Annotated in this window: 1 protein-coding gene; it reads right to left on the reverse strand. The window is 48.7% G+C overall.

The genetic code is table 11. From position 1 onward, the window contains the following. Positions 1–1073 (reverse strand): Ig-like domain-containing protein (locus V5290_RS17265; RefSeq protein WP_333388738.1); only part of this gene is annotated, 1073 nt, incomplete at both ends.

A 1073-nucleotide genomic window follows, 5' to 3' on the forward strand; every position in this document is an offset into this window, starting at 1 on the left:
AATAATGGTGTGGTGTCGTTAGTCGTGATTGACGTTACCGCTACCGTTGGCGCCGTTAAATCAACAGTAATAGTGCCTGTCGCTGCGTCACTGCTGTTGTTCGCGGCATCCGTTGCCACGACACTAACTGCTATCTCTCCTTCAGACAGTGCTGCTAGTTCGTTATCTGCTAATGTCCACGTACCATCAGCATTGTTGGTTGCTTCGTATTCAATACCGTTCACAGTCACGATAACTGTGGCTTCATTGTCTTCCACCGTTCCAGTTAATAATGGTGTGGTGTCGTTAGTCGTGATTGACGTTACCGCTACCGCTGGCGCCGTTAAATCAACAGTAATAGTGCCTGTCGCTGCGTCACTGCTGTTATTCGCGGCATCCGTTGCCACCACACTCACCGCAATCTCACCTTCGGTTAACGTTGCTAGTTCATTATCCGCTAACGTCCACGTGCCATTACCATTGTTAGTTGCATCGTATTCAATGCTATTCACCGTCACAACAACCGTGGCATCATTATCATTTACTGTGCCATTTAACGCAGGCGTTGTATCGCTTGTGGTGATTGACGTAACTGTAACTGTTGGCGCCGTTAAATCTAAAGTGATGGTGCCGGTTGCTGCTTCACTGCTGTTATTCGCGGCATCCGTTGCCACCACACTCACCGCAATCTCACCTTCGGTTAATGCAGCTAATTCATTATCTGCTAACGTCCATGTGCCATTACCATTGTTAGTTGCATCGTATTCAATGCCATTGACCGTGACAATCACGGTCGCTGTGGCATCATCAATGCTACCGCTTAGCGCTGGTGACGTATCATTGGTCACTAACGCATCAACACTGACATTAATACCTACGGTATCGACGTTGATTGTGCCTGTATTCGTCGCGTCGTTACCTGCTGCATCGGTCGCCGTGACCGTGATAGTAGTTTCACCATCATCCAATGCAGGTAAGGTATTATCCGCTAAAGTCCACGACCCATCCGCATTGTTGGTTGCTGCGTATTCGATGCCGTCCACGGTTACCACCACGGTGGCCGTTGTATCTTCGACATTACCCGTTAACATCGG

Origin of the sequence: Psychromonas arctica, from assembly GCF_036697365.1 — a bacterium.
Classification (GTDB): Bacteria; Pseudomonadota; Gammaproteobacteria; order Enterobacterales; family Psychromonadaceae; genus Psychromonas; species Psychromonas arctica_A.